This is a genomic window from Kitasatospora sp. NPDC001539, from assembly GCF_040298565.1.
Classification (GTDB): Bacteria; Actinomycetota; Actinomycetes; order Streptomycetales; family Streptomycetaceae; genus Kitasatospora.
Genome location: NZ_JBEPAK010000018.1, coordinates 1 through 22,095, shown reverse-complemented (window position 1 = coordinate 22,095; position 22,095 = coordinate 1). Strand labels below are relative to the sequence as shown.

19 protein-coding genes and 2 pseudogenes are annotated in these 22,095 nt (G+C 75.2%); 11 read left to right on the top strand and 10 right to left on the bottom strand.

From position 1 onward, the window contains the following. Positions 1 to 11: 11 nt before the first annotated feature. From ABT247_RS05790 to ABT247_RS05775, 4 genes are all read left to right on the top strand, one after another. Entirely contained in the window at positions 12 to 2,423 is a 2,412-nt protein-coding gene (locus ABT247_RS05790; RefSeq protein WP_350738494.1) for an ABC transporter ATP-binding protein/permease, read from the top strand. 179 nt (positions 2,424 to 2,602) lie between these two features. Continuing rightward, a complete protein-coding gene (locus ABT247_RS05785; RefSeq protein ID WP_350738491.1) occupies positions 2,603 to 3,187 on the top strand; it encodes a hypothetical protein in 585 nt (194 codons plus the stop codon). After that, positions 3,184 to 4,182, top strand: a complete 999-nt coding sequence (locus ABT247_RS05780; protein WP_350738488.1) for a serine/threonine-protein kinase — start codon at positions 3,184 to 3,186, stop codon at positions 4,180 to 4,182. The genes ABT247_RS05785 and ABT247_RS05780 overlap by 4 nt, the downstream gene beginning before the upstream one ends. A gap of 38 nt (positions 4,183 to 4,220) precedes the next feature. After that, positions 4,221 to 4,595, top strand: a complete 375-nt coding sequence (locus ABT247_RS05775) for a DUF1304 domain-containing protein (RefSeq protein ID WP_350738485.1) — start codon at positions 4,221 to 4,223, stop codon at positions 4,593 to 4,595. 72 nt (positions 4,596 to 4,667) lie between these two features. Here ABT247_RS05775 and ABT247_RS05770 read toward each other — a convergent pair whose 3' ends face one another. After that, complete coding sequence (locus tag ABT247_RS05770; protein ID WP_350738482.1) at positions 4,668 to 6,032, bottom strand: streptophobe family protein; 1,365 nt, start codon at positions 6,030 to 6,032, stop codon at positions 4,668 to 4,670. Between the two features lie 495 nt (positions 6,033 to 6,527). Here ABT247_RS05770 and ABT247_RS05765 point away from each other — a divergent pair, with 495 nt between their 5' ends. Then, complete coding sequence (locus ABT247_RS05765; RefSeq protein WP_350738479.1) at positions 6,528 to 7,718, top strand: DUF6777 domain-containing protein; 1,191 nt, start codon at positions 6,528 to 6,530, stop codon at positions 7,716 to 7,718. Between the two features lie 387 nt (positions 7,719 to 8,105). After that, on the top strand, positions 8,106 to 8,912 hold the full coding sequence (locus ABT247_RS05760; protein WP_350738476.1) for a nucleotidyltransferase: 807 nt from the start codon (positions 8,106 to 8,108) through the stop codon (positions 8,910 to 8,912). Positions 8,913 to 9,049: 137 nt separating this feature from the next. Here the strand turns inward: ABT247_RS05760 and ABT247_RS05755 are convergent, their stop codons facing one another. Continuing rightward, positions 9,050 to 10,657: an LCP family protein gene (locus tag ABT247_RS05755; protein WP_350738473.1), complete on the bottom strand. Its 1,608-nt coding sequence runs from the start codon at positions 10,655 to 10,657 to the stop codon at positions 9,050 to 9,052. Then, a complete protein-coding gene (locus ABT247_RS05750) occupies positions 10,650 to 11,225 on the bottom strand; it encodes a DUF6542 domain-containing protein (RefSeq protein ID WP_350738470.1) in 576 nt (191 codons plus the stop codon). The genes ABT247_RS05755 and ABT247_RS05750 overlap by 8 nt, the downstream gene beginning before the upstream one ends. 531 nt (positions 11,226 to 11,756) lie before the next feature. Between ABT247_RS05750 and ABT247_RS05745 the strand changes: the two genes are divergently transcribed. Further along, entirely contained in the window at positions 11,757 to 12,455 is a 699-nt protein-coding gene (locus ABT247_RS05745; RefSeq protein WP_350738467.1) for a transglycosylase SLT domain-containing protein, read from the top strand. 11 nt (positions 12,456 to 12,466) lie between these two features. Here the strand turns inward: ABT247_RS05745 and ABT247_RS05740 are convergent, their stop codons facing one another. From ABT247_RS05740 to ABT247_RS05730, 3 genes are all read right to left on the bottom strand, one after another. Next, positions 12,467 to 13,129 carry a hypothetical protein gene (locus ABT247_RS05740; RefSeq protein WP_350738465.1) on the bottom strand — a complete coding sequence of 221 codons (663 nt, stop codon included), beginning with the start codon at positions 13,127 to 13,129 and terminating at the stop codon, positions 12,467 to 12,469. A 109-nt stretch (positions 13,130 to 13,238) separates the two neighbouring features. Continuing rightward, positions 13,239 to 15,440: an RICIN domain-containing protein gene (locus tag ABT247_RS05735; protein ID WP_350738462.1), complete on the bottom strand. Its 2,202-nt coding sequence runs from the start codon at positions 15,438 to 15,440 to the stop codon at positions 13,239 to 13,241. Positions 15,441 to 15,702: 262 nt separating this feature from the next. After that, positions 15,703 to 16,137 carry a hypothetical protein gene (locus ABT247_RS05730; protein WP_350738459.1) on the bottom strand — a complete coding sequence of 145 codons (435 nt, stop codon included), beginning with the start codon at positions 16,135 to 16,137 and terminating at the stop codon, positions 15,703 to 15,705. 529 nt (positions 16,138 to 16,666) lie between these two features. On the opposite strand from ABT247_RS05730, the gene ABT247_RS05725 reads away from it, so the two are divergent. Next, positions 16,667 to 19,195: a cytochrome P450 gene (locus tag ABT247_RS05725; RefSeq protein WP_350738457.1), complete on the top strand. Its 2,529-nt coding sequence runs from the start codon at positions 16,667 to 16,669 to the stop codon at positions 19,193 to 19,195. 69 nt (positions 19,196 to 19,264) lie between these two features. Here the strand turns inward: ABT247_RS05725 and ABT247_RS05720 are convergent, their stop codons facing one another. After that, on the bottom strand, positions 19,265 to 19,408 hold the full coding sequence (locus ABT247_RS05720) for a DUF6126 family protein (protein WP_350738454.1): 144 nt from the start codon (positions 19,406 to 19,408) through the stop codon (positions 19,265 to 19,267). A gap of 112 nt (positions 19,409 to 19,520) precedes the next feature. After that, positions 19,521 to 19,865 carry an ArsR/SmtB family transcription factor gene (locus ABT247_RS05715; RefSeq protein ID WP_350738451.1) on the bottom strand — a complete coding sequence of 115 codons (345 nt, stop codon included), beginning with the start codon at positions 19,863 to 19,865 and terminating at the stop codon, positions 19,521 to 19,523. 217 nt (positions 19,866 to 20,082) lie between these two features. Between ABT247_RS05715 and ABT247_RS05710 the strand changes: the two genes are divergently transcribed. Continuing rightward, on the top strand, positions 20,083 to 20,814 hold the full coding sequence (locus ABT247_RS05710) for a polysaccharide deacetylase family protein (protein ID WP_350738449.1): 732 nt from the start codon (positions 20,083 to 20,085) through the stop codon (positions 20,812 to 20,814). Positions 20,815 to 20,902: 88 nt separating this feature from the next. After that, a pseudogene (locus tag ABT247_RS33605) lies at positions 20,903 to 20,992 on the top strand (IS5/IS1182 family transposase); the annotation flags it as partial. A 1-nt stretch (position 20,993) separates the two neighbouring features. Here ABT247_RS33605 and ABT247_RS05700 read toward each other — a convergent pair. Next, positions 20,994 to 21,191 carry a hypothetical protein gene (locus ABT247_RS05700; RefSeq protein ID WP_350738562.1) on the bottom strand — a complete coding sequence of 66 codons (198 nt, stop codon included), beginning with the start codon at positions 21,189 to 21,191 and terminating at the stop codon, positions 20,994 to 20,996. A gap of 124 nt (positions 21,192 to 21,315) precedes the next feature. Between ABT247_RS05700 and ABT247_RS05695 the strand changes: the two genes are divergently transcribed. Then, positions 21,316 to 21,840, top strand: a complete 525-nt coding sequence (locus ABT247_RS05695; RefSeq protein WP_350738446.1) for a hypothetical protein — start codon at positions 21,316 to 21,318, stop codon at positions 21,838 to 21,840. Between the two features lie 25 nt (positions 21,841 to 21,865). On the opposite strand, the pseudogene ABT247_RS05690 reads toward ABT247_RS05695, so the two are convergent. After that, positions 21,866 to 21,994: pseudogene (locus ABT247_RS05690) on the bottom strand (transposase); the annotation flags it as partial. Between the last annotated feature and the right edge of the window lie 101 nt (positions 21,995 to 22,095).

Here is a 22,095-nt window from a genome sequence, read left to right as displayed (position 1 = left end):
GACTACGCACCATGGGAGAGCGCCCAGGCGCGCCCACCGCGCCGCCCCTCGTGCTGGTCACCGACCGCGACTCCCGGCTCATCGATCCGACCCGGGCCTACCACCTCGGCCGCGACCCGACCAGCGAGATCGTCCTGGACGACCCCCGGGTCTCCTGGCACCACGCGGTGCTGCGCGCCGACGACGGCCACTGGCTGCTCGAGGACGTCGGCAGCACCAACGGCACCTACGACCAGGGCCACCGGATCGTCCGCGAGGACGTCGGCCCCGGCACCCGGTTGCGGTTCGGCGATCCGGCCACCGGCCCGTCCGCCACCTTCGCCGGGCTTCCCGGGGCTGCCCCCGGTGCGGGGCCCGCGGCCCGCCCGGGCGAGCGCACCGTGCTGCTCGCCCCGCAGTCCTCCGCCGTCTTCCGCAGCCCGAGCGCCGTCCTCCCCCTGCCGGGCCGCACCGTGCGGATCGGCCGCGCGGAGGACAACGACCTGGTCCTGGACGACCTGGTGGTCTCCCGGCACCACGCCGAGCTGCGCGAACTCCCGGACGGCGGCCAGGAGATCGTCGACCTGGACAGCCACAACGGCACCTACCTCAACGGCACCCCGGTCAAGCGGGCGCGGGTCGGCCCGGCGGACGTCGTCGGCATCGGCCACTCGGCGCTCTGCCTGGCCGACGGCCGACTGGTCGAGTACACCGACACCGGCGAGATCTCGCTGGACGTCCAGCACCTGGTCGTCCGGGTCGGCCCGGACCACCGGGTGCTGCTGGACGACGTCAGCTTCCCGCTCGCCGAGAAGGCGCTGCTCGCGGTGGCCGGCCCGAGCGGCGCGGGCAAGTCCACCCTGCTCAACGCGCTCACCGGGCTGCGCCCCGCCGACCAGGGCACCGTGCTGTACGACGGCCGGGACCTCTACCGCGACTACGCCGAACTGCGCCGCAGGATCGGCCTCGTCCCGCAGGACGACATCCTGCACACCCAATTGACCGTGCGCCGCGCCCTGTCCTACGCCGCCGAGCTGCGCTTCCCCGGCGACACCGCCGCCCACGAGCGCGAGGCCCGGGTGCTGGAGGTGATCCGGGAACTGGGACTGGAGAGCCGGGCCGACCAGGTGATCGCCAGCCTCTCCGGCGGGCAGCGCAAGCGGGTCAGCGTGGCGCTGGAGCTGCTCACCAAGCCCTCGCTGCTGTTCCTGGACGAGCCGACCTCGGGCCTGGACCCGGGCATGGAGCGCTCGGTGATGCACATGCTGCGCGGACTGGCCGACGACGGGCGGACGGTCGTCGTGGTGACCCACAGCGTGCTGAGCCTGAGCGTGTGCGACCGCCTGCTGGTGCTCGCCCCGGGTGGCCGCACGGCGTACTACGGGCCACCGGGCGAGGCGCTCGGGTTCTTCGGCTTCGACGAGTGGCCGGAGGCCTTCGAGGCCTTCGAGAACGAGGACCACGCCGCCTGGCAGCAGCGCTTCCGGGCCTCCCCGCTGTACGCCCGCTACGTCGCCTCGGAGTCCGTGCCCGCGGCGCAGCTGCCCGCCCCCGCGCCGCCGGACCAGGGGCGGGCCGAGCCCGGGATCGGGCCGGAGAAGCCCCAGGGCTGGTTGTCCCAACTCGGCACCCTGGTGCGCCGGTACACCGCCGTGCTCGCCGCCGACCGGCTGTTCCTCACCGTGATGATCGCGCTGCCCTTCATCATCGGCCTGATGTGCCGGGTGATCGCGGGCACCCGGATCAGCCAGGACAACGCGATCAACTGCCTGCTCACCCTCTGCATCGGCGGCCTGCTGACCGGCTCGGCGAACTCGGTGCGCGAGCTGGTCAAGGAACGGGCCATCTACCGGCGGGAGCGGGTGGTGGGCCTGTCCAGATCGGCCTACCTGGTGTCCAAGGTGGTGGTGCTGGGCGCGATCACGGTCGCTCAGGCGGCGGTGCTCACCGTCGTCGGACTGGCCGGGGTGCGGATCGAACCGCGGCTGCCGCCCGGCAGCCCGCCGGCGCTGACCACCGGGGTGGTGATGCCCCGGCTGCCGGAGCTGATCATCGCGGTCGGCCTGCTCGCCTTCTCGGCGATGATGCTCGGGCTGCTGGTCTCGGCGCTGGTGGCCAAGGAGGAGGCCACCATGCCGCTGCTGGTGCTGCTCTCCGTGGTGCAGATCGTCTTCAGCGGCCTGATGCTCAAACTCCACGGTGTGCCCGGTCTGGAACAGGTCGCCTGGCTGGTGCCGTCCCGCTGGGGTCTGTCGGCGATGGCCCGCACCGTCGACCTGCGCGCGCTCTCCTTCCCGACCCCGCTCACCGCGGACCCGATGTTCCGCCCCGAGCGGGCCGGCTGGCTGCAGGACATCGCGGTGCTGCCCGCGCTCTCGGCCGCCTACGGACTGCTGGTGCTGTTCCTGCTGCGGCGGCACGAGCCCGCCGTGATGCGGAAGTGAGCCCGCCGTGACGCGGAAGGAGCGGCGGGCGGGAGGCGCTCCGGACGGGGCGGCGGGAGCGCGCCGGGTGGCGCCCGGCACCCGCCGGTAGAGTGGAAATCGACCTGTGCAGTCGTGCCGCGCACGGCGGGGGTCCGGCCGTCCGACGGCCGGGTCGCGCGGCGGAGGAAGTGCCGCCCATGGACGAGTTCGCGTTCCGCCCCACCCACGTCGCCCCGCCGACCGGGATGGCGACCTGGGCGGCCCCGGATCCGGCACGGCCCTCCGCCCGGCTCGACCCGCTGCTCCCGCTGCGGCTCATCGCCGGCCAGGGCGACTGGGCCCAGGTGCTCTGCTCCAACGGCTGGACCACCTGGGTGGACGCCCGCCTGCTGGTCGCCCTCCCCCAGCCGCCGCCCGCGGCCGGCGCCCCGCCCGCCCGGACGGCCGACCCGCGCCCGGCCCTCGCCGAGGCGGAGACGGCGCTGGCCCGCTACCGCGCCCTGCTGGAGGACCTCGCGGCGGGCAGCCTGGATCTGGAGTCCTTCCGGGAGCGGACGCGCGGTCTGCGGCTCGGCCTGGTGGCGGACGGCGAGGCGCTCTGGGTGTTCGACCCCGTGCACGACCGCTGGTGCTACTGCGACGGGCTGCAGCTCCAGACGTACGCCTCCACCGACCGGCCGAGCCCGCGACCGGCCACCGCACCTTCTCCCTCGCCCTCGCGCTCGCCCTCGCCCGCCCCGGCGTACGGCCCGTACGCCCCCACCCGGACCGGCGACCCGTGACCGCCTCCCGGAGCACCGCAGCCGCCCTGCCCGCCGGACTGGTCGGACGCAAGGTCGCCGGCTACCGGCTGGAGAGCGAGATCGGACGCGGCGGGATGGCCGTGGTCTACCGGGCCAAGGACCTGCGGCTCGGCCGGACCGTCGCGGTCAAGCTGCTGGCCCCCGAGCTGGCCCGCAACGAGGTCTTCCGCCGGCGCTTCATGCACGAGTCGGAGGCGGCCGCGGCGATCGACCACCCGCACATCATCCCGGTGTTCGAGGCGGGCGAGCACGAGGGCATCCTCTACCTCGCGATGCGCTACGTCGAGGGCGGTGACCTGCGCACACTGATGAACCGGGACGGCCCGCTCCCCGTCGAACGCGCCGCCCGGCTGGCCCTGCAGATCGCCTCCGCACTGGACGCGGCGCACGGCCACGGCCTGGTGCACCGGGACGTCAAGCCGGGCAACGTGCTGGTCGCCGCCGGAACGGACAGCGAGCACCCCGAGCACCTGTACCTGGCGGACTTCGGCCTCACCAAGAAGTCGCTGTCGCTCAGCGGGCTGACCAGCGTCGGCCAGATCGTGGGGACGCTCGACTACGCGGCTCCCGAGCAGATCTCCGGCAGAGCGCTGGACGGGCGCTGCGACCAGTACGGCCTCGGCTGCGTGGTCTTCGAGATGCTCGCCGGCACCCCGCCGTTCCGCCGGGAGAGTGACCTCGCCCTGCTCTGGGCGCACCTCAACGAACAGCCGCCCGTCCTGCGCGAGCACCGGCCGGACCTCTCGCCGGCGGTCGAGGCGGTCGTCGCCCGGGCCCTCGCCAAGACGCCCGACGAGCGGTACGCCGACTGCCTGCAGTTCGTCGCCGAGCTGCGGGCTTCGGCCATCCCCGCTCCCTGGGCCGGGGCCGGGCCGCCGACCCAGGTCGTCCCGGTGCCCGACCGGGGCATCGCGCCGGTGCCCGAGCCGCCCGCCTGGGCCGCACCGGTGGTCCACCCGGCACCCCGGGACTGAACCCGGAGCCGCACCGCGACCGAGAGGGAGCCCTGACGATGAACGCCGTGAGCCAGGTCTTCGCCATGCTCGCCGCCGCGATCCACCTGGTGGTCTGGCCGCTGGAGAGCTACCTGTACGGCCACCCGCGGGTGCGCTACCTGCTGACCGGCAGCACGGCGGACGCCCCGGAGGTCCGGCTGTGGCGCTTCAACGTCGGCTTCTACAACCTGTTCCTGGCCCTCGGCCTGGTAGCCGGCCTGGTGCTGCTGCACACCGGCCACGCCGGGTCGGGGCGGGCGATCATCGTCTACGTCGGCGCGTTCATGGTGGCCGGCGGGATCACCCTGTTCGTCTCGAAGCCGAAGCTGTGGCGCGGCGCCCTCGGCCAGGCCCTCCCGGCGGCGGTCATCCTGATCGCCGAGGCCGTCTGACCGCCCCCGGCGAACCGTACAGCGGACGGCCTCCGCACCGCCGAGGCCGTCCGACCGCCCCCGGTGCGCCGTTCAGCGGCCGGCCTCCGCACCGGTCCCCGCACCGGCCTCCGGCACCTCGCCGAGGTGCCGGAACCGGGCCGCCAGCAGCGCGCCCAGTGCGCCGGTGACCAGCCCCCAGCCCGCCGCGAGCGGGACGGCCGTCCACAGCACCGGGCGCAGCGTCAGACTGCCGCTGCCCAGCCCGGCCAGCGGATTGCTGCCGCCGAGCACCGTACCGAGCAGGTCGGCCAGACCGCCCTGGCCGAGGCCGACGCCCAGGACGGAGAGCCCGTAGTCGGCGTCGACCCTGGTCCACAGGCCGACCAGCAGCACGGTGACGGCCGTGGCCAGGGCGAAGCGGACCGCGTGCTGCCAGAGCCGGACGGTGCGCGGGGAGCGGTGGGCGGCGAGGAACGCGGCGGCGAGCAGCAGGACGGCGGCCACCGGCAGCAGCCACCAGCTCCTCGGGTCGTGGTCGGCGAGGGTGCCGAGGTCGACGGTCGCCTGCTGCCCGTTCGGGGCGCGCAGCACCGAACTGAGCGGGCGCGGGACGGGCAGGCCCAGCGCGCCGGTCAGTCGGCCCTGCCACTGGGCCCCGAGTCCGAGCCCGAAGGCCAGCCAGGCCAGGTCGGGCAGCGCGAGCAGCACCACGGCCAGGGTCTGCCGGGCGTTGCCGTGCACGATCGCGGTGACCACGCCGACCACCGCGCCGATCGCCAGGTACGCCAGCAGCACCGCCCAGAGCGCGAAGGCGGGCGGACGGACGGCGAGTTGGTAGCGCAGCAGGGCACCGGGCAGCGGCGCCCGCCGGGACACCGCGAAGACGGCGGCGAGCACCAGCAGCAGCCAGGCCAGTCCGATGCCGATGGTGGTCGCGGCCTCCGCGTGGAAGCCGACCTGCGGGGTGAGTCCGAGCGCGTTGCCGATGGTCTGGGCGAGGCTGCCGCCGAGCGGCACCGTGAAGGTGTGCTTCGCGACGACGGTGATCAGCACCAGGGCGAGCAACCACAGCAGCACCGTCCGGGCGATCCGGCCCAGCAGTTCGCCTCCCCCGGCCACCGCCCGGAAGCGCAGTTGGCGCAGGAACACCTCGGCCATCGCCACCGCGCCGACCACCGACACGGTGAGTGGCATCGCGGTGACCCCGGCGTCCACGGCGGCGAAACCGCCCGCCGCGCCGTCGAGTTGGACGGAACCGCCGACGGCGAGCGCCATGGTGGCGGCGAGGACGGGCGGGAAGCCGCCCTCGGGGAGGTCGTCGGCGCCGGCCAGCCAGAGGCCGAGCGCGGCGACCGCCGCCATCGCGACCAGGCCGGCCAGCACGACGGCGAGCGCGTCCAGCCAGCCGCGGACGGCGCCGGACGGGCCGGCGGCCCGGGGTGTGGGCTGCTGCATGTCGCCTCCTCTGGCCGAGCGGGTCCGTTCGGCCCCGGGGTGCCGGTTCGTGGGTGCCGGTGCCGGGTGCCGGTTCCCAGCCTGACCGACGGCCGGTGGGCACGCTCGGCGACCGCGCGCGCACCTGCTGTTGCGGCGGACGGGGCTCCGGGGGAGAAAGGAAAGCCCATGGCAGGAGCTTCCCGTGCCGGCCGTTCCGCCGGCCGCCTGCGAAACGGAGCCTCGATGAGTTCCCAACCGCCTCCCTCCGGTCCGCCGAGCGAGCCGCCGTTCGGGCCGCCCTCCGGTCCCCCGTCCGGCCCCCTGGCCGGGCCCCCTTCGGGTGGCGGTGCGGCCGGACCGCCGTCCGTACCCCCACCGCCCTCCGGCCCCTCGGGGCCGGCCGGGCCGCCCTCGGGCGGCGGGGACGGCAGCACCGGCGGTGGTGGTCCGCGCAGGCCGTGGTGGCGCTCCGGCAGGGGCCTGGCGGCGGCCGCGGCCACGCTGGCGGCCGCGGTGGTGGCGACCGTGCTGATCGTCAGCAACCAGGGCGGCGGGAGCAAGACCGAGACGGTGCCGACCGCCAACGAGGTGGCGCTGCAGACTCCGGCCGACCCCGGGCCGGACCCGTTCACCCCTTCGGTGGAAACCACCCCGGTGACCGCTTCGCCCGCGGCCCCGACGAGCTCCCGGACGCAGCAGACCGGACAGGGCGGCCAGAGCACGTCCCCCGCCGCTCTGCACAGCGTCAAGGGCACCTCCGAGGGGCTCTACGCGGGAACGATGTCCAAGCCGAGCTGCGACACCGAGCGACTGATCACCATGGTCTCCGCGGGCGACAAGGGCCGGGCCTGGGCCTCCGCCGCGGGCATCGAGCAGTCCGCGATCCCGTCCTACCTGCGCTCGCTGACCTCGGCGTACCTGCGGGTGGACACCCGGGTGACCAACCACAGCTACAAGAGCGGCATGGTGACGGAGTACCAGTCGGCGCTCCAGGCCGGCACGGCCGTGCTGGTGGACGCCCAGGGCGTGCCGCGGGTGCGCTGCTCCTGCGGCAACCCGCTGAAGCCGCCGGCGCTGGTGTCCGGCGCCAAGTACGTCGGGAAGCCGTGGCCGGGCTTCCAGCCGGCCTCGCTGATCGTCGTCGTCCCGGCGCCGCAGCCGGTGACCGAGCTCGTCCTGGTCGACGTCCAGACCGGCGGCTGGTTCGCCCGGCTGACCGGGCGGGCCGAGGTGGTGGACAAGGGCGTGGCGCCGCCCAAGGGCCCCCTGGTGCCGGGGATCCCGCCGCCGGCTCCGTGGCAGATGGGCACGCCGTCGGCGGGTGCCTCGACGTCGGGCGCCACGTCCGGATCCGGCTCGGCGAGCACCTCGGGTGCGACCTCCTCCGGCGCGACGTCCTCGGGCGCGACGTCCTCCGGCGCGACGTCCTCGGGCGCGACGTCCTCGGGCGCCTCGACGGGGACCGGGTCGGCCTCGGCCTCGACCGGTTCGACCAAGCCGTCGGGGACGACCGCGACGACGGGCGCCTCCTCCGCCTCCGGCTCGACGACCACCAAGTCACCGACCGGGCAGACCACCACCACGGCTGCCGGAACGACGACCGCCACCGCGCCGAAGACGCCGACCGCGACCTGCGCGACCACGCAGCCGCCGACACCGTCGACCCTGCCGCCGTGCCCGTCGACGGCCACCGCGACCTCCTGACCGCGCCCGACGACCCCGCTGCCACCGTCCGCCCGCGGCCAGTGGCAGCGGCGCGCCTCAGCGCCGCCGCATCCCGGCGCCCTTCGGCCCGAGCGCCCGGACGTCCGCGGGAACCGGTGTCCCGCCCCGTCTCCGGCCACGCGCCCGGTCCCGTGTGCCGGGACGCCGCCCCCGCCCGTGCCGCGCCGCGCAGTCGAGGCCGACCGCGGCGTCCGGCGCGGCGCCGTCGTCGACGTGGCCGATGCTCCACCTGCTCATGCCGCCCCCGTTCCTGTCGGTGTGCCAGGGATGCTCGCACACCCCACTGACACCCGACCGGCCGCCGGCCGCAGCGGCCACCCGCGTTATTCGCTGGCCGACGGCGCGTCGGACGGGCAGAGTGCCGTCATGATCACGAGGGGACTGGACCAGGACGGGTACATCGCACGGGAGGGCTCCCTGGAGCGGGTGTCCGCGGCGTTCGCGCCGGTGGTCGACACCGCCCGGGAGCGGATCGCCGCCGCGTTCGACCCGGCACGGCTGCACAGCGCCTACCTGTACGGCAGCGTCCCGCGCGGCACCGCGGTCCCCGGCGTCTCCGACCTCGACCTGCTGCTCGCCCTGCACCACGAGCCCACCGCCGCCGACCGCGCCGAGGCCGACGCGCTGGAGGCCGGTCTGGACGCCACCTTCCCCCAGGTCGACGGCGTCGGAGTGCTCCTGTTCTCCACCGGCACGCTGCTGAGCGACCTGGAGCGCCACGACCTGGGCTGGTTCGTCGCCTGCCTGTGCACGCCGCTGCTCGGCCCGGACCTCGCCGGGCGGCTCCCCCGCTACCGGCCGGGCTCCCTGCTCGCCCGGGAGACCAACGGCGACCTCGCGCTCGCGCTCCCCGGCTGGCGCGATCGGCTGGCGGCCGCCGGCTCCGACGCCGAACTCCGGCTCCTCGGCCGCGCCGTCTCCCGTCGGCTGGTCCGGACCGGCTTCACCCTGGTGATGCCCCGCTGGGGCGGCTGGACCAGCGATCTGGCGGCCTCCGCCGAGGTGTTCGCCGGCTACTACCCCGGCCGCGCCGCCCAGATGCGCCTCGCCGCCGCGATCGCCCGCACGCCGACCACCGACCGGGCGGCCCTCGCCGCGCTCGTCGACGACCTCGGGCCCTGGCTGGCCGCCGAGTACCGCGCCGTCCACGGTGCGAAGGCCCCCCGCCCGTGACCGACCGGCCCCCTCGCCAGAAGCCGTGACGTGACCCCGCGTCGTGGACGAGGTGATCGCCCTGCCAGGACGGACGGACGGGCACCCCGGGCACGTTCCCTCGGCCAGGCCGGGGCGCGTGCCCGGGGTGCCCGCCCTCAGTCCACGCAGGGGATCCCGCCCGCCTTCACGGCCGGCCCCTGCATCGGCAGCCCCGCGGTCGGGTCGGTGGAGCCGTCGGGCGCCGTGCCCGCGGTGGGCGCCGCCGGAGCGGACGTCGGGGTCCGGGGAGCGGCGAGGGTGACCACGACGTGCCCGGCGGGGACGGCGGAGGACGGGACGGCGGTGACCGCGTAGCGGGCGGCGATCTGCTGGGCGTCGGCCTTGGCCCCGCTGCCGTACGCCACCGTCGTGGCCCGGGTCCGCGCCGGGGCGTCACCGATCCTCCCCGCCTGGAAGCCGAGGTCGGCGAGCGCCTTGGACTCGGTGGAGGCCGCACCCGCGCCCGCCGCCGCGTTGACGTCGACCACGGACCTGGGGGCGGCGGTCTGCTCCCCCGGGGCCGCGCTCGGCGTCGCGCTGGGCGCTGCGGCCGGGGCCGCCGGCACCGGTTCGCGGTTGAACAGCTGCTGGACGATCTTCTTGATCAGGTCCGGGTTGACGGTGTTGACCTCCTGCCCGCCGACGGTCTTGAACCCGGTGATCGGGAGGGTGTTGAACTCGACGTTGCCGCCGGTGAGGTTGGGCGCCTGTTGGGCGAAGTCGAGGATGTTCCACTCGTCGTCGATGACGACGTCCTTCTTCACCACCCCGAACAGCCGCTGCATCTGCCCGAAGTCGTTGAGGATGCCCTGCTGTTTGAGCTTGTACTCGACGGAGGAGATGAACGCCTGCTGCCGGTGGGTGCGGTCGAGGTCGCCGTTGGTGAGGTGGTGGCGCTGGCGGACGAAGGACAGGGCCTGGGCCGCCGAGAGCGAGCTGATCCCGGCGGGCAGCTTGAGGCCGGTGCCGCCGCCCTCGTGGGTGGCGGTGCGGGCGACGATCGGATCGTCGACCGGGTGGTTGAGGCAGACCTGGATCGGCTCGACCGCCTTGGCGATGTCGTAGAAGCCGATCAGGTTGACCTCCGCGAAGTGGTCGATCGGGACGTCCAGGAAGCTCTGCACGGTCTGGATGGTGGCCGAGCGGCCGGCCTCGCGGCTCTGCCGCTCCAGTTCCGCCTTGGACAGGCCCTTGCCCGCGAGCTTCGCCTCGGCGGCCTCCTTGGCGATGCCGTAGGCCTCCTTGATCTTGTGCATCCTGCCGTCGGCGCCGACGGTCTGCACGTAGTCGTCGCGCGGGACGGACAGGGCGGCGACCTTCCCGCCGTTGGCGGGGATGTGCAGCACGATCAGGGCGTTGGTGTTGTAGCCGCCGATCTCGCTCGATCCGGCGTGCAGTTCGTCCTCCACGAACTGCTTGGGCAGGTCGTTGCCGTCCATGTCCTTGCGGCTGTCGAGGCCGATCAGCAGCAGGTTGACGGACTTGTCCAGGTGGCGCGGTGCGTTCTTCTTGGCCTCGCTCAGCGCGGTGGACTTGATCATGCCGTCGTCCAGGCTCCGGTACTCGTACCAGGTGAACCCGCTGGCGCCGAGCACGGCGATCGACACGGTGCAGGCGAGGGTGCGGCCGGCCACGGTCAGCGGGGCGGGGCCGCGCGGCGTCCGGCCGCGGGCGCGCGGGCGCGGGTGGGGCCGGGGGCGGGGATGGTGGCCGCGATCAGCCACGGCGGCTCCTTCCGCTGGGGGCGGCGGCCCTGCCGGGTCGGCGCCGGTCGAGCACGGTCCGCACCACGATGACCAGCAGCGCGGCGGTCAACGCCTCCGCCATCACCGGGAACGCCCCGACCACCCAGCGCACCGCGCCGGTGCCGACGGCCTTCCCCCGGTACCGGTCGGGATTCGACAGGTACTCGACGCCCGAGGCCGTGAGCAGCACCACGATCGGGGCGCCGGTGAGGACCCACCACCGCCCGGCCGGGCCGCACAGCGCGGCCGCGGCGGCCGTGCCGAGCACCGCGCCGACCGCGAAGAGCATGCCGACGCCGGGGCCGCCCAGCTCGTCCGCGACCGCGCCGAGCAGGGGCAGCCCGACGGCCGACAGGGCCGCGAGCCGTCCGCCGAGTCGGCGGCCCTGCGGCCGCCGGCGCGAGGCCGCGCCGCGCTGGGCGCGGGCACCCCCGGCCCGGTCGGGCGTGCCGCCGCCGGCCGCCGGGGAGCGCTGGGCGGGAACGGCGGGTTCCTCGGAGCGGGTCCCCGCGTCCTGGTACGGCGTTCTCGCCCGCTGGCCGGCCATGCGCACTTCCCTCGATCGTTTCGGCTGCGGCGGCGCGACCACGCCACCGCACGTGCCGGGACGCCTTCCGTCCTGCGGCGGTCCCGACTTCTCCGGGCCGGCGGAAGCCGGGCCGGAGCACACGGAACCCATTCCAGCAAAGTCACCCACCGTCATCCTGCAGGAGCGCACGGCCCGGTGGGCCGTCGTCGGGATGACCATGATCCGCTGTGTCGGCACATCAACAGGAACGCGCCAGGGGAGCAGTGCGTCACCGTCTTCGGGCGTTCGAGGAACCTCGCTGACACGGCGACCGGCTGCGCCTCCGGGCACGGCGACGGGCCGGGGCGGCGTCCGGCGGGCCGGCGGGGCCGCGGACGGGCGCCCGGACGCAGGTGACGGCGGGCGGATCGGCACCGGTGCCGAGGAGGCGGAGGACGTTCTGTGCGACCCTGACGAGGACCGGAAGAGCGCCGAGCGGGCTCCACGGGGCAGGATCGGCTGTACGACGGACGAACGACGGTGCGGGCGGACGGGGAGGAGCCGGAAGCGGTGAGCGAGGAACAGAAGGGGTCGCGCTGGGGGCGCTGGCTCGTCATCGGCGTCCTGGTCGCGGTCGGCTGGGGCCTCGTCCGCGGCGGCGGCCACGACACCGCGGCCTCCTCGGCGCCGTCCCCCTCCGCCCCGGGTGGCACGGCGCCGTCCGGGGCGCAGTCCGGAGCGCCCGCCGCCGACGCTCCCTCGGCCGCGCCGTCCAAGCCCTCCGGCCGCTACGACCCGGCCGACTACGCCGCGCCGGTGCGCAGGTACGCCGCCGAGGCCGGGATCGACCCGCAGCTGCTGATGGCGATCCTCTACAACGAGTCGTACAAGCCGCACGATCCGGACCTCGAACGGGCCTGGCAGCGCGGCAAGCCCGACGCCTCCTTCGGCATCGCCAACATGCACCGGGCCGCCTTCGACGACACCAAGGCGGGCCGCCCGTTCGCTTCCCGCCAGTGGGAGGAGCTGCCGGACGACCGCGACCTGGCCATCCGGGCGGCCGCCTGGCACCTCCACGACCTCGCCGGGCAGGTGCCCGCCCGGCCGAGCGCGCCGCTGAACAAGGACGAGCTGCTGGCCCTCGGCTACAACGCGGGCGCGGGCAACATGCTGGCCTTCGCACGGGGCGTCAAGATCGGCCCGCAGGCGCAGTCGTACCTCGACCGGCTGCACGACAACTGGGCGAAGTCCGGCGAGGCCGTGAAGTAGGTCCCTCGCCGTCAGCCGCGGGTGCGGCGGCGCAGCCGGAAGCCGGCGGCGACCAGCAGGACGGCGGCGGCGGCCGTGCCGACGGCGGCCCAGGTGGTGGCGTCGTCGCTGCTGTCGTCGCCGGGGGTGGCGGTGGCCGGCGTGGCCGGCGTGGCCGACGTGGCCGCCACCGTCGCGAGGGCGGGCCCGGTGGTCGCGGCGGTGGCCGCCGTCGGCGCGGTCGGCCCGGCGGTCGCGGGGGTGGGTCCGGCGGGGGTGGGCCCGGCGGTCGGGCTCGCGCCGGGCGGTACGGGATCGGTGATCACGGCCGCCTCGACGTCGAGTTCGCGCTCGCCGTGGCCGAGGGAGGGGAACGCGCAGTCGACGCTCACCCGCCAGTGGCCGGCGGGGAGCAGTTCGCGGGTGGTGTACGTGCCCGGGTGGCCGGGAACGGCGACCAGGCGCCAAGGGCCGACGCTGCGGCCGTCGGCGGCGGTCGCGGAGAGCGTCCCGGCGAACTCCTCGGTGACCGGGTCGTGGTCGTTCTCCCAGGTGGCTTCGGTGCTGACGTGCCCGTTCTGCTGGCCGGTCACCTCCAGGTGGACGGAGTCGCCGTGGGCGGCGGCGGGTGCGGCGGTGGGCAGGACGGCCGCGGCGGAGAGGGCGACGGCGGCGAGGAGCTGGCGGGTTCGCATGGCGGGCATTCCTCGGGCGGTGAGGTGCGGGTACGGGGAGCAGTGGCGCCGGGTGCGGCCGCCGTCGAGTGGTGACGGCGGCCGCACCCGGGCCGGTGGACGTGCGCGCTTACGCGGTCTTCAGCAGTGACCAGCTCTGGTACGGCCGGCCGTTCGGCTGCTGCAACTCCAGCAGCCAACCGCCGTAGTACCAGCGGTCGCTGAGCCCGAGGACGAGGGCGGAGCCGGCGGCCGTGACGGTGAAGCCGCCGTCACCGGCGTTCAGCCGCCAGTTCTGGGCGGCGGTGTCGGTGCACGGCTGCTGCGCGACGTACTGGCCCGCGACGGCGGTGCCGCCGAGTTGCAAGCACTTGCCGGAGCGGACGGACTTGATCCGCACGGCGCCGTTCCCGGCGTCCTCGAAGGTCCACTTCTGGTTGGCGTAGCCGGTGCGCTGGTAGGCGATGGCCACGGTGCCGTCGTTCATCGAGCTGCCCCACAGGTCGGCGGCCTGGCCGGTGAGTCCGTTGACCATGGTGTAGTGGGTGCCGGGCTGCGGGCGGCCCGCGTCGCCGAGGGTGCGGAAGGTGGCGGCGCGGCCGGGCTTGCCGACGGCTCCGGCGGCGTCGCGGACCGCGACGGCCACGGTGTAGGAGGTGTCGGGCGCCAGCCGGACGACGCCCACCACGGTGGAGCGGACGGTGCCGATGGTCTGGCCGTTCAGCTGGATGTCGTAGCCGGTCGCGCCGGGGACGGCGGTCCAGCTGAGCATCACGGAGTTCTGGGTGATCTGACTGGCCGCCACCTCGGGGGCGTTGCCGCCGCCGGTGGTCGGGGTCGCGGTCGGCGAGGGCGTCCCGGTCGGCGTGGCGGTGGGGCTGCCGGTGGGCGTCGGGGACGGCGAGGGCGTGCGGGTGGGCGATCCGGTCGGAGTCGGGGTCGGCGTCGGGGTGGGCGTGGGGTTCGGGCCGGTGCCGTTGCCCGCGATGAGGAAGCGGTTGTTGGCGACGTTCCAGTGCGTGGTGAGGTAACTCCCGGGAGCCGGGTTGGTGTTGTAGTAGTCGTCGTGGTTGCAGTCCAGCCGGTCGTCATGGGCGCGATCCGGGCAGACGGTGCGCATCTGGGGGTAGTACGGGGCGTCCGAGTAGCACATGATGTCCCACTCGTCCGTGCAGTGTCCGGCCTTGCTGGAGTTGGGCGCGCTGTTGTTCACGGCGCCCAGGTTGTGGCCGAGTTCGTGGGCGGCGGTGGAGCCGCTCCAGCAGCCGGCGTCGGTGCGGCCGTACGAGGGGCCGAAGTTGCTGAGGTTGTCCTGGCCCGGGCGCTCGTCCCCGGCGAAGGTGCCGATGCCGCAGTACACCTTGGCGTCGGTGAACATCATGTACTTGCGGTCCTTGCGGTTGAACCCCTGCGCGGCGAGGGCCCGGTTGCTCGCGTTGAAGTCCTGGATCTCGGCGTCGGAGATCTGCACGTTCAACACCGAGGCGGTGCAGTCGGACTCGGTGACGAAGCGGACGTGGCGCACGCCGCCGGTCTCCTGGGCGCTGGCGTTGTAGATGACGTCGACGTCGGCGGCCCACTTCTTGAACGAGGAGAGGTACTGGGCGAAGCGGTCGTTGCCCGGGGTGTGCACGTACACCACCTGGACGCGGTTGCCGCTGCTGCCGTCACCCTCGCAGACCAGCCCCGAGCCGGCGGCCGGGGCCTGGGCCGGCGAGCCCTGCGGGGCTCCCGCGCTGCCGGAGTCGCTCAGCAGCGCCTTCTGGGTGGCGTCCAGGACGGGCGCGCCGCCCTTCAGCAGCTCGGCGGCGGACGGCGGTTGGGCGTTGGGAGCCGGGGTGAGCGCGGGTGCCTGGGCGGCCGGCGCGGCGACCGGCGGGACGTCCTTGTGGATGTCCGTGTCCTTGGGCGGGACGTCCGGGCCGTGGCTGCACTGGGTGCTGCCGGTGACCTCCAGCATGTTGCCGCAGCGATCGCCGGTGGGCAGGCTCAGTCCCGCGTAGACCAGGCCGCGGTCGGGCTGGTCCTTGGGTATCGCCTTGGGTGCGGCGGCCTTCTCGTCCCGCTTGGGGGCGGGCGCCCTGGTGGCGCCCTCGGCGGTGCCGGTCTCCCCGGGGCCGCCGTCCTCGCCGCCGTCCGTGCCCGCGTCGGCCCGGTCCGCCTGGGCGTCCGCCGCCGCGACCGCGCCGTGCACGGCCGCCGGCTCGAACGCCGTCCGCAGGCCCAGGGTGCCCGCGACCAGTCCGGCCGCCACCGCCACGGCGACCAGGGTGCTCCTGCGGGTGAGCCGACGGCGCCTTCGCCGACGGAGCTCGCTGCTCCGGTGTCCCATCGCGTTCCTTTCCTCGTGCGACGGCCCGCGCGCGCCCGTGGTGAGGGGCGCCCGGACCTTCCGACACTCCGGAGAGCGGACGGGACGGACGGCAATAACAGAAACCTCTTGCGGAATTCTTCAACGCGTTCGAAGTGCCGGGCCGCCGGGCATTGGAGGGCGGGAGGCACCCGAGGAGGGACCCGACCGGGACGGGGTGGGTCCTGTCCGGCGGTGGGTGTACGGAGGGTGAGTGATGGTCAGCGCTGCGACCGGCTCCGGGTCACGCCGCGACGGTGATCCCGACCCGTCCGGCCGCCGGCGTTCCGGCGCCGCAGCCGCCGTGCAGGCGGGCCAGCCCGGCGGCGAGCACCGCGCGGTCCCCGGCGAGCCAGAGCCGCAGCGCGGCGGAGAGGGCGGCGCTGGCCGGCCGGGCGGCCGGACCGGCGGTGCGTACCAGCCGCTCGCCCAGCAGCGGCAGCAGGTCCGCGACCGGGGCGGGCAGCCAGAGCGTCAGCGCGCAGGGTGCGGGTCGGGCGAGGACGCGCCGCAGCGGCAGGGCGGAGGCGTCGTCGTACAGGGCGGGGACGACCTCCAGCAGACCGTCGACCGCCACGTCGGAGAGGTCGCCGCCGTGGCCGCGCGCCAGGGCCCGCAGCAAGGCCCGTTCGGCGGCGGTGATCCGGACGGTCAGCATGACCTCGTCGTCGCAGTCCATGGTCCCGGTCCCCTGTCGTGGCGTTGGTGGCGTGCCGAGTCGGTGGATTCCTTCTGATCAGTCCTGTGCCAGGTGGGTTCCTGCCCCGTCGGGGCCGTCCGACACGGCGGTATCAGGCCGTCGTGGCCGTCACGGGCGACGGGCGGCGATGACGGGGGACGGCGACGGGGCGGACGGGCCATCAGATCCCTCCTCTTCCGCACACCATGCTGGCCCTCGCACACCCGCGCGGCGAGGGCCGAAAGGCCCTGCCCGCGGACCCCGCGCGTCCGCCGGTGCGGCGACATCCGCGCAGGTCGGCGCGGCGTGTCGGAGGCAGGCCCGATGCTCGCACCGATCGGCCGTTGGAGTGATCCGCCCGCGCTCGGCGCAACGCCCGTGAGACCGGCGCGTTTGCCATGACGTGCGCCCTCCCACAGCGGCGCACGCGGGGTCCGCGCGCGCCGGTCCCCCACCTCCCGGCCGGCCCGCCCGGTGCCCTTCCCCGGTACCGTCCGCACCGGTCCCCCCTCTGGTGAGAGGTAGTGTCATGAACCTGCTGACCGATGCCCTGCTGGCAGAGACACGGAAACGGATCGTCCCGCCGAGAACCACGCCACCCCCCGCCCCGACGAGCCGCCCGGCCGTCCCCCCGCTCGCCCCCGGCGCGCTCCCCGGCCTCGGCCACGCTGCCGCCCTGCTGCGTGACCCGCTCGGCTTCCTCGGCTCGCTGTCCCGCTACGGCGGCGTGGTCCGCATCCGGCTCGGGCCGCGCACCGTCTGCGTGGTCACCGACGCCCGGCTGGTCCACACCCTGCTGGTCGCGCGCGCCCACGACTGTCCGCGCGGCGCCGTCCAGGACACCCTGAAGACGGCCTTCGGCGACGGCCTGCTGATGTCCGAGGGCCAGGCCCACCGCGACCGCCGCCGGATCATCCAACCCGCCTTCGGACCGGACCGGATGGCCGAGTACCTGGCCGTGATGCACCACGTCACCGAGGAGCGTGCCGGGCGCTGGCGGCCCGGCCAAGTGCTCGACGTGGCCAAGGAGATGAACCACCTGGCGCTGGAGATCGTCACCCGCTCGCTGTTCGGCGCCCGGCTCAGCGAGGACGCCACCCTCGCCTTCCACCGGGCGCTGCCGGACCTGGTGAAGGGCCAGATCGTCCAGTCCCTCTACCCCCACCCGGCGTTCGCCCGGCTGCCGCTGCCCGTCAACCGCCGCTTCGACGCCGCCGTGCGGGTGCTCAACCGGGTCGTCGACCAGGCCGTCAACCGCCGTAGCGGGCCGCCCGGTCCGCAGACACCGACCGAGCGCGGGGGCACTCTGCCGGCCCTGCTGCGCGCCGCCACCGACCCGGCCACCGGCCGTCCGCTCACCGAGGCCGACGTCCGCTCCGAGGCGATCACCATGTTCGGCGCCGGCACGGAGACCGTCTCCACGACCCTGACCTGGCTGCTGGACGAACTCCTGCGCCACCCCGAGGTGGAGGCGCGCCTCCTCGCCGAACTGGACGAACACCTGCCCGCCGGCACCGTCCCCACCCCGGAGGCGCTCGCGCGGCTCACGTACACCCGCAGCGTCACCCAGGAGGTGGTGCGGCTGCACGCGCCCAACGCCTTCCTCATGCGCACCGCCCGGGTGCCGGTCGAGCTCGGCCCGTACCGCGTCCCGGCCGGTACGGAGCTGCTCTACAGCCTCACCGCCCTGCACCGCGACCCGGTGCGCCACCCCGAGCCGCTCGCCTTCCGGCCCGAACGCTGGCAGGACGCCGGGGGCGTCGGACGGCCGTCCTTCCTGCCGTTCGGGGCGGGCAAGCACAAGTGCATCGGGGAGGCGTTCGCCTGGGCGGAGTTGACCGTCGCGGCGGCGGCGATCCTGCGCCGCTGGCGGCCGGTCGCGCTACCGGGGTCGCGGGCCCGGGAGGTGGTGTGGACCACCGTCCAGGCGCAGGGCCTGCGGGTACGGCTGGCGCCGCGCACGGCCGTGCCGGCGGAGGTCCCCGCGGCCACCCCGGCGGCCCGGCGGGCGACGGCGGTCGACGGGGCGCGGGCGACGGCCGCGCGCTGTCCGTTCACCGCCGCCCCAACCGCCGCCGCTCCTGCCTCCTCCCCAACTGCCCCAACCGCCCCAACCGCCGCTCCCGCCGCACCGGCCCGGCACCGCGCTCCCGCCGAGTTGCACGCCTCCGCCGAGCGGCACGCCGACTGGGCGGTCCGCCACGGCCTGCTCACCCCCGACGAGCTGCCCGGCTACCGGGCCTACGCGCTGCACGAGCTGATCGGCCAGGCCTTCCCCGCGGTCCGGGGCGCGGAACTCGACCTGCTGATCGACATGCTCGGCTGGTTCACCATCCTGGACGACCGCTTCGACGGGCCGCCCGGGCGCCACCCCGCCGAAGCCCGCGCCCTGGTGGACCGGCTGACCGCCGCGCTCGACGGCGGCGACACCGCCGGCCCGGCCGACGACCGGCTGCTCACCGCCTGGCGGGAGCTCTGGGCCCGCCAGAGCGACTCGATGCCGGCCACCTGGCGCACCCGGGCCGCCCAGGAGTGGCGGGCCTGCCTGGCCACCTTCCCCGCCGAGGCCGAGCACCGCGCCCGCGGCACCGTCCCCGCGCTCGCCCTGGGCCTCGCGGACACCATGCGGCTGCGCCGCCACGGCAGTTGCGTCTATCCGTTCATGAACATACTGGAACGGGTCCACGGCGCCGAGATCCCCGCCGCCCTGTACGCGGAGCCCGCGCTGCACCGCCTGCGGGCCAACACCGCCGACGCGGCCACGCTGATCAACGACCTCTACTCCCTGGAGCGGGAGGAACGGCAGAGCGCGGCCGCCTTCAACACCGTCCTCACCCTGCAGCGGATCCGCGGCTGCACCCGCGGCCGGGCCGTCCGCGCGGTGCGCACCCGGGTCTCCCGGCTCCGGCAGGAGAACGAGGCGCTGCGCCGCGAGCTGGGCCGCCGTCACCCGGCGGGGCGGTGGTACCTGGACGGCACCCGGGAGCTGGTCGCGGGCGTCCACCTCTGGACCAGCACCAGCGACCGCTACCTGGTGCCGGACCCGCGGCCGCGGTGACCGCTCCGGCGCGGGGCGAGCGGTGGCGCCTCCCGTGCCGCCGCTACCTGCCGCCGCTACCTGCGGCCGCTACTGGCGGCCGCCGACCGCGAAGAGCAGCAGGACGAAGCCGGCGAACAGGTGGGTGGCGAAGATGTAGATGCCCGCGCGGATCAGCATCGCCTTGCGGCGGCTCTTCTCCTCGTCGGTGCTGTCACCGGCACGGTCGCTCATGGTGGGGTTCTCCTGGGTTCTGCGGGTCGGGGCGGCCGTGCGGCCCCCGGGGCTCGCCGGCCGCTGCGGCTCCGGGGCGCCGCTGGTCTGCGGCTCTGTCGGGGCGGCGGGCTCAGCGGGGTGACCGACCGCCGATCGCGCGGAGCTCGGGGAGCAGCGCGCCCTGGTCGGTGATCAGCTCGGTGAGGATCCGGCGCGCGGCGCGCAGCAGTTCGGCGACGTCCGGGGTGCTGAGCGCGTACACCACCGTGTTGCCCTCGCGGCTGGCGGTGACCAGCTTGGTGCGGCGCAGCACGGCGAGCTGCTGGGAGAGGTTGGACGGCTCGATCTCGATCTCCGCCAGCAGCTCGCGCACCGGTCGGGGGCCGTCCTGGAGCAGTTCCAGCACGCGGATCCGGACGGGGTGGCCGAGGGTGCGGAAGAACTCCGCCTTGGCCTGGTACAGCGGGACCGGCATGGTCCGCCCCTCTCTCGGGTCCGGCTCGGCGGTCGTCCGACCGGGCCGGGCGGACGGCGGCGCGGCCGCTAGGCATCATCGCGACAGATGAAGATTTCTTCAAGTCGTCACAGCCGGAGGTGACCCGTCCCACACCGCCGACGCCGCCGTGCGGGCCGGGCACGCCTGGACGGGTGCCCGGCCGTGGCGTCCCGGCCCGCCGCCGCGTTGAACCGGGGTGAACCGCCTCCGCGCCGCCCTCGCGGCCCTGCTCGCCCTCGCCGCCCTCACCGCGCTCACGGGCTTCGCCCCGGCTCCCCCGGCCCTGCTCGGCGGCGAGCTCCGCCGGATCCCCACCGAGGAGCGCGTCGTCGCCCTCACCTTCAACGCCGCCTGGAACGAGACCGGGCTGGACACCGTGCTCGGCGTGCTGCGCGACCGCGCCGCCCCGGCCGTCTTCTTCCCCACCGGTGATTTCGCCGACCGGCACCCCGGGGCCCTGCGCGCCGTCGCGGCCGCGGGCCACGGCCTCGGCAACCACTCGTACGGCCACCCGGACTTCACCACCCTCACCCCCGACCAGGCCCGCGCCGAGGTCCGCCGGGCCGACACCGCCATCCGCCGCGCCGTCGGCGGCGGCGCCGACCCGCTGCCCTTCTTCCGCTTCCCGTACAGCGCGACCACCCCGCAGACCGTCGCCGCCGTCAACGGGCTCGGCTACGCGGACCTGGAGTTCACCGCCGACACCAACGGCTACCTCGGCCCCGGACACGGCATGACCGCCGACCGCGCCGTCGAACGGGCCCTCGCCGCCCTGACCCCCGGCGCCGTGCTCCAGCTCCACGTGGGCGCCACCGACGAGGGCGGGCCGACCACCTGCCTGGACGCCGAGGCCCTGCCCCGGATCATCGGCGGCGTCCGCGCCCGCGGCTACTGGATCGTCGACCTGCGCACCCTGCTCCGCCCCTAGGCGGATTCGCTTGGATCGTGCGCGCACACCAGCATGCGGCCGGGGCCCGCACAAGGGGGCCCCGGCCGGAGAACCGGACGACCACGCGATCGGGCGCTCCCGCGGCGGGCTGACCACGAAGGTCCACCTGGCAGCGGACGGCCGGTGCCGCCCGCCGGCGTTCGTCCTCACCGCGGGCCCTAGCCGCCGGGCTGGGCGCCTGGCACGCCTGGGCCGCCGGCTCCGCCGACCCGGCCGTCGGCATCCAGCTGCACGTGGGGGTCGGCCACCCGCTTCGGGTCGGCGAGACCGTCGCCGAGCTCCACCTGGGCACCGCCCGCGGCGGGCGGCGCTGCTGCAGCGCGCTGGGGCGGGGGCGGGACCGTGCGGCTGATCACCCAGCGGCTGTCCAGCGTGGCCTCCGCCGACCGGCCCCGGCGGCCCGGGTGAAAGTCGTCCGCAGTTGCGGAACCCGCCCGACGTTCCCCACAGTTGCTCCGATCCCTTGAGGAAGGACCACAGATGACCGACCTCTCGACGCACGCCCCCTTCACCTGCGAGGACACGCTGTTCGGAGCGATCACCGTCAGCCTGGAAGGCCAGGAGCGGGTGACCGTCTCGGGGGAGCGCATCCCCACCGTCGTGCTGGCCCGCGACCCGGACTGCGAACCGGACCCGCAGATCGCCATCGGCACCCGCGACGCCACCCACCTCACCCTGACCGTGGACGGCGACCCGGTACCGCTGCGCCCGGGCAGAGGCAGACTCCTCCGAGGTTCCTACCGGGTCGAGACCACCTACGACGGCGCGGCGTACGTCCTGGTCCCGGACTCGATCCCGAGCAGCCGGCTCACCCGCGACGGCAAGCGCCTCGGCGACTTCTCCTGCGACGGCGACCAGATCGTCCTCGCACGGTGGCGGGACGACGCCCCCACCCGTCCCGCGGACGCCGCCATCGGCTACGCCCTCGCCTCGGCCTTCGGCACCGGCGGGCACCCGACCTGGATGCTCCTCGTCGAAGCGGTCGCCGCGCTCATCCCCTCCTGATCCACAGGCCTCGACCCCGCCCTCAACCCCGTTGGAGCTTGAAGGCGATCGCGTCGATCACCTCACGGTGGTCACGCCACTGGCCAGCAGGCCTCGGCGTCCGGTCCGGCAGCAACGGCTCGATCCGCGCCCACTGCGCGTCAGTCAACGGCACACCGGACCAACGAGCAGACGAATCCGGACGAAACCGCCTAAGGCCCGTCCGACCCCCGGGTGCCGGAGCGGTCCCGGTGAGCGCCCGCAGCCGGTTGCGGG

Bases quoted from the DNA above. Each gene is read 5' to 3' on its own strand.
- ABT247_RS05695 (WP_350738446.1), top strand. From the start codon at position 21,316: ATGACCGACCTCTCGACGCACGCCCCCTTCACCTGCGAGGACACGCTG.
- ABT247_RS05715 (WP_350738451.1), bottom strand. From the start codon at position 19,865: ATGCCGGTCCCGCTGTACCAGGCCAAGGCGGAGTTCTTCCGCACCCTC.
- ABT247_RS05770 (WP_350738482.1), bottom strand. From the start codon at position 6,032: ATGCAGCAGCCCACACCCCGGGCCGCCGGCCCGTCCGGCGCCGTCCGC.
- ABT247_RS05775 (WP_350738485.1), top strand. From the start codon at position 4,221: ATGAACGCCGTGAGCCAGGTCTTCGCCATGCTCGCCGCCGCGATCCAC.
- ABT247_RS05750 (WP_350738470.1), bottom strand. From the start codon at position 11,225: ATGGCCGGCCAGCGGGCGAGAACGCCGTACCAGGACGCGGGGACCCGC.
- ABT247_RS05740 (WP_350738465.1), bottom strand. From the start codon at position 13,129: ATGCGAACCCGCCAGCTCCTCGCCGCCGTCGCCCTCTCCGCCGCGGCC.
- ABT247_RS05760 (WP_350738476.1), top strand. From the start codon at position 8,106: ATGATCACGAGGGGACTGGACCAGGACGGGTACATCGCACGGGAGGGC.
- ABT247_RS05735 (WP_350738462.1), bottom strand. From the start codon at position 15,440: ATGGGACACCGGAGCAGCGAGCTCCGTCGGCGAAGGCGCCGTCGGCTC.
- ABT247_RS05720 (WP_350738454.1), bottom strand. From the start codon at position 19,408: ATGAGCGACCGTGCCGGTGACAGCACCGACGAGGAGAAGAGCCGCCGC.
- ABT247_RS05790 (WP_350738494.1), top strand. From the start codon at position 12: ATGGGAGAGCGCCCAGGCGCGCCCACCGCGCCGCCCCTCGTGCTGGTC.
- ABT247_RS05730 (WP_350738459.1), bottom strand. From the start codon at position 16,137: ATGGACTGCGACGACGAGGTCATGCTGACCGTCCGGATCACCGCCGCC.
- ABT247_RS05725 (WP_350738457.1), top strand. From the start codon at position 16,667: ATGAACCTGCTGACCGATGCCCTGCTGGCAGAGACACGGAAACGGATC.
- ABT247_RS05785 (WP_350738491.1), top strand. From the start codon at position 2,603: ATGGACGAGTTCGCGTTCCGCCCCACCCACGTCGCCCCGCCGACCGGG.